Genomic DNA, 3879 nt, shown 5'->3' with positions numbered 1-3879 from the left:
GCCTCCAGCGCAGGGAGTGCTTCGGCGTGCCGACCCGATCGTTCGAGGGCGCGGGCTCGCACCATGGCAGCTGCGTGCAGGTCGATCCGGGCGCGTCGTCGTACGTCGGCGAGGGGGCCGCGATCAGTCTCCGCGACACCGTCGGGTGCGAGGGCGAGCGCCTCCTCGGCGTGGCGGAGAGCGGCCGCCGGGTCCTCCGCCAGGGCTGCACGCGCGAGCTGTGCGCAGCGCCCCAGGTGCAGGGCATCGACCAGGGTCGGAGCGATCTGGAGTCGGTAGCCGTCGCCGTCGGTCAGGAGCGTGTCCGCACCGATGGTGGACCGGACCCGTGACACCAGCACCTGCAGGGCCTTGGCCGGGTTCGCAGGAACGTTCTCGTCCCAGACCAGGTCGACCAGGCGATCGGTGTGCACGGTGCGACCAGCGTCGACCAGCGCTGCGAGCAGCGCCTGCGCGCGATCACCCGGAATCGTCCTGCCGTCCCACCGCACGCCGTCGAGGAGCGTCAGGCGGCCGGGCACATCGGCAGTCTAGGAGGGTCCGGCACACCAGAAGTCGATGAGCGCTGCGGAGACCTCGGCCGGGTGCGTCACGACCAGTCCGTGATCGGCCCCGGGTACGACGACGTCGGTGGCGCCCGGGAACCAGCCGAGCACCGTGGTCCGCACCTGCGCCCACCACGGGCCGCTGTCGCCTGCACCCACGTGCAGCACGGGCGAGCTGATCCGGCGGGCGTCCTCGGCCGTGAAGGTCCACCCCAGCAGCGCAGGAAGGTCCTGCTCGAAGAACGTGCGGGCGTCGCGACGCATCTGCGCGCGGGCGTCGGGCACGTGGGGTTCGAGCGCCGCCCACCAGTCGGGCGTCGTGGTCCGGTCCCAGAAGGCCTCCAGGGCTGCGGAGGGACCTTGCTCGGCGCAGAGGGACATCAGGTCGACGCACACCCCGACGAACTCGTCGCGGTGGCTGGTGATCAGCGGTGGCGGTTCGATGAGCGTGGTGCTGCGGACCGCGGTGGGAGCCAGCAGTGCCAGTTCCAGGGCAACGGCGGCCGAGTAGGAGTAGCCGACGACGTCCACGGCCGGGAGGTGCAGGGAATCCAGCAGCGCGACGCAGTCGGCGGCATCCCGCGCGATCGTGCCCGGGAGGTCGGGGCCGTCGCCGGTGTAGCCGCGGCGCCGCGGGAGGACCCGGCGGCGTCCGGCCAGGGCAGGTTCGCTGGCCAGCGGCAGCAGCTCGTCGGCACCCAGCCCGGTCTGGATGAACAACACGGCGTCGCCGGCGCCCAGGTCCAGGAACGACATGGCCCATCGTCCCACGACCGGTGTCGGCGGAGGGTGCTTCACTGGCGGTCATGGCGCACCCGATCATGTTCAGCGACGACGACCCGGGTCTCCGCGAGCTCCGGTCGATCTGCCTGGCCCTGCCCGGAGCCGAGGAGAGGGTCAGCCACGGCCGGCCCACCTTCCGCGCCGGCAAGATCTTCGCGGCGTTCGGTGGCTCCGAGAAGCTCCGGCCGGGTGACCACCGGATGGTGCCGAGCGCCTTCATCTTCACGCCCGACAGCGTCGACCTGCCCGCCATCGACGAGGACGACCGCTTCTTCGTACCTGCCTACTACGGGCCGTACGGCGGCCGGGCCATCGACCTTGCCGCACCGGGCATCGACTGGGCGGAGATCGCCGAGCTGGCCGACGCGTCGTACCGGCGGGTCGCACCCCGGCGACTGGTGGCCGAGCTCGACGCGCGCGGCTGACGCCGCGAGGTGACGGTGAAGTCGCGCGCCGCTGGGTAATCTCGCTTCGTGACGATGCGACCCGAGAGTGGCCCGCCCACTCGGGTGGGCGACTACACCCTGCTGACCCAGCTGGGTGAGGGCGGCATGGGCATCGTCCATCTCGCGCAGGGCTCCGACGGTCGCCGCGTGGCGCTCAAGGTGCTGCGGCCGCAGATCGTCGGCGACAAGGAGGCCCGCGGTCGTCTCGCCCGCGAGGTCAGCTCGCTGACCCGGATCCGCAGTCCCTGGGTGGCCGAGATGCTCGCCGCCGACCCGTGGGCGGAGATCCCCTACGTCGTCACGCGGTACGTCCCGGGACTCACCCTCCACGAGCACGTCGCGGCCGAGGGCTCGATCGAGGGCCGGGACCTGCACTGGCTGGCCGGCTGCCTGGCCGAGGGACTCGCAGCGGTCCACGCCGTCGGCGTGCTCCACCGCGACATCAAGCCCGGCAACGTGCTGATGGAGGGGCGTACGCCGATCCTGATCGACTTCGGCCTGGCGCGCGTGGCCGACGACATCCGCCTCACCCAGACCGGCTGGCTGCTCGGCACGCCCGGCTACCTCGCCCCCGAGATCCTGTACGGCGACGACGCCACCCCCGCGGCCGACGTGCACGCGTGGGCTGCCACCGTGGCCTATGCCGCGACCGGGCGGGCGCCGTACGGCCGCGGACCGGCGATGGCGATCATGGACCGCACCCGCCGCGGCCAGCACGACCTGTCCGGCATCGAGCAACCGCTGGCCGACGTGCTCGCGCTGGCGCTCAACCCCGATCCGCTCGAGCGTCCGTTGCTCGAGGAGTTGCTCGCGTGGATCCGACCGTTGAGCACCCGGCCCGAGCTGCCGCCGGCACCACCGCCCGGTGGGGTGTTCGACGGGCCCGCCGCGGTCGACGACGACTTCACCCTGCCGCTCGCCCTGGCCGGGCAGGCGTCTCCGCCTGCTCCGCCGACGCCGAGGACGATCGCGGACGCCGTCCCCCCGCCGCCACCTCCTCCGCCGCCTGTGGTCGGCACCCGCGCCCTGCCGACCGAGATCGGGCCGCCTGCGGGTGCGGTGCTGCGGCCCACCGCTCCCGGACCTGCTGTCCACCTGCCACCCCCGCCGACCGCGATGGACCGGATCGAACGCGAGTGGGACCAGGCGCACGGCTTCGATCCGGACGCGCCGTTCGCGCCCCAGCCGAAGGCGCCGCTGGGGGAGCGGCTCCGGCGCTGGACGGCGATCGGTGTCGGTGCGATCGCGCTCGGTGCCGGGTTCGCCGCTGCGCCGTGGATCGCCACCCTCGTCGTGGTGGTGGCCGTGTGGTTGCTGCGCGCCGGCTCGCTGGCCGCGTCGGCGGTCGCGGATCGTCGTACCGTCCGGGGCATCAAGTGGTACGACGGCCTCCGCCTCATCACGACCAGCCCGTGGCACCTCGTGCGGGCGATCACCGGAACCGTCGTCCTGGTGGCGTGGAGTGCCGGCCTGGGACTCGCCGCCGGCCTGATCTGCTACGCACTGGCCCTCGACGTGCCGAGCACGCTGATGGCGTGCGGCGCGACCCTGGGGGTGGCGCTGTGGTCGGGGCCGGGCGCGAGCCGGTTCCGCTCGCCGATCGCGCGGGTGCTGTATCCCGTGTGCCGCCCGACGCTGCCGTGGCTGTTCTGCTGCGCGGGACTGCTGGCGGTCTCGGCAGTCCTCGGCGTGCTGGTGGCCGGCCAGGGCACCAACTGGGTCCCGTGGGCGAACGGGCCTTTCGGACTCTGACCCGGCGCTCCGACGTTTCGTGGCAAACTGGGTCCGTGACCAGCACCACGATCATTACGTAGCGCGTCCGCACGTCGGACGCGCCAGCCTCTCGTTCTCGGGAGGCTTTTGTTTTGCCCGGGTCATGACCAACAGAGGGATTCGATGAACCAGCTCGACCAGCCGCTCGACCTGCACGGCGCGTTCCACGTCTACGACACGACGCTGCGCGACGGCATGCAGCAGGAGGGTCTCAACCCGACTGTCGCTGACAAGCTCGCGATCGCCCGCCACCTGGACGGACTCGGCGTGGGCTTCATCGAGGGCGGCTGGCCCGGCGCGAACCCGAAGGACACCGAGTTCTTCCGGCGCGC

The 3879-nt window shown here is 72.6% G+C and carries 4 protein-coding genes and 1 pseudogene; 3 read left to right on the top strand and 2 right to left on the bottom strand.

The window, feature by feature from the left end:
• Nucleotides 1-521, bottom strand: a 521-nt coding sequence (locus ACOADB_RS23745; protein WP_420281237.1) for an AfsR/SARP family transcriptional regulator, incomplete at its 3' end; no start/stop codon positions are given.
• A 9-nt stretch (nucleotides 522-530) separates the two neighbouring features.
• Complete coding sequence (locus ACOADB_RS23740; protein WP_378604582.1) at nucleotides 531-1301, bottom strand: alpha/beta fold hydrolase; 771 nt, start codon at nucleotides 1299-1301, stop codon at nucleotides 531-533.
• A 50-nt stretch (nucleotides 1302-1351) separates the two neighbouring features.
• Here ACOADB_RS23740 and ACOADB_RS23735 point away from each other — a divergent pair, with 50 nt between their 5' ends.
• From ACOADB_RS23735 to ACOADB_RS23725, 3 genes and pseudogenes are all read left to right on the top strand, one after another.
• Nucleotides 1352-1753 carry an MmcQ/YjbR family DNA-binding protein gene (locus ACOADB_RS23735; protein WP_378604577.1) on the top strand — a complete coding sequence of 134 codons (402 nt, stop codon included), beginning with the start codon at nucleotides 1352-1354 and terminating at the stop codon, nucleotides 1751-1753.
• 54 nt (nucleotides 1754-1807) lie between these two features.
• Nucleotides 1808-3526 (top strand): serine/threonine-protein kinase, encoded by a 1719-nt coding sequence (locus ACOADB_RS23730; protein WP_378604935.1) that lies wholly within the window; start codon nucleotides 1808-1810, stop codon nucleotides 3524-3526.
• 144 nt (nucleotides 3527-3670) lie between these two features.
• Nucleotides 3671-3879, top strand: a pseudogene (locus ACOADB_RS23725) (citramalate synthase); the annotation flags it as partial.

Origin of the sequence: Nocardioides sp. CPCC 206348, assembly GCF_048654705.1 — a bacterium.
Classification (GTDB): Bacteria; Actinomycetota; Actinomycetes; order Propionibacteriales; family Nocardioidaceae; genus Nocardioides.
This window is presented reverse-complemented; position numbering and strand designations above follow the sequence as displayed.

Coding starts and splice junctions, on each gene's coding strand:
- ACOADB_RS23740 (WP_378604582.1), bottom strand. CDS start 1,301: ATGTCGTTCCTGGACCTGGGCGCCGGCGACGCCGTGTTGTTCATCCAG.
- ACOADB_RS23735 (WP_378604577.1), top strand. CDS start 1,352: ATGGCGCACCCGATCATGTTCAGCGACGACGACCCGGGTCTCCGCGAG.
- ACOADB_RS23730 (WP_378604935.1), top strand. CDS start 1,808: ATGCGACCCGAGAGTGGCCCGCCCACTCGGGTGGGCGACTACACCCTG.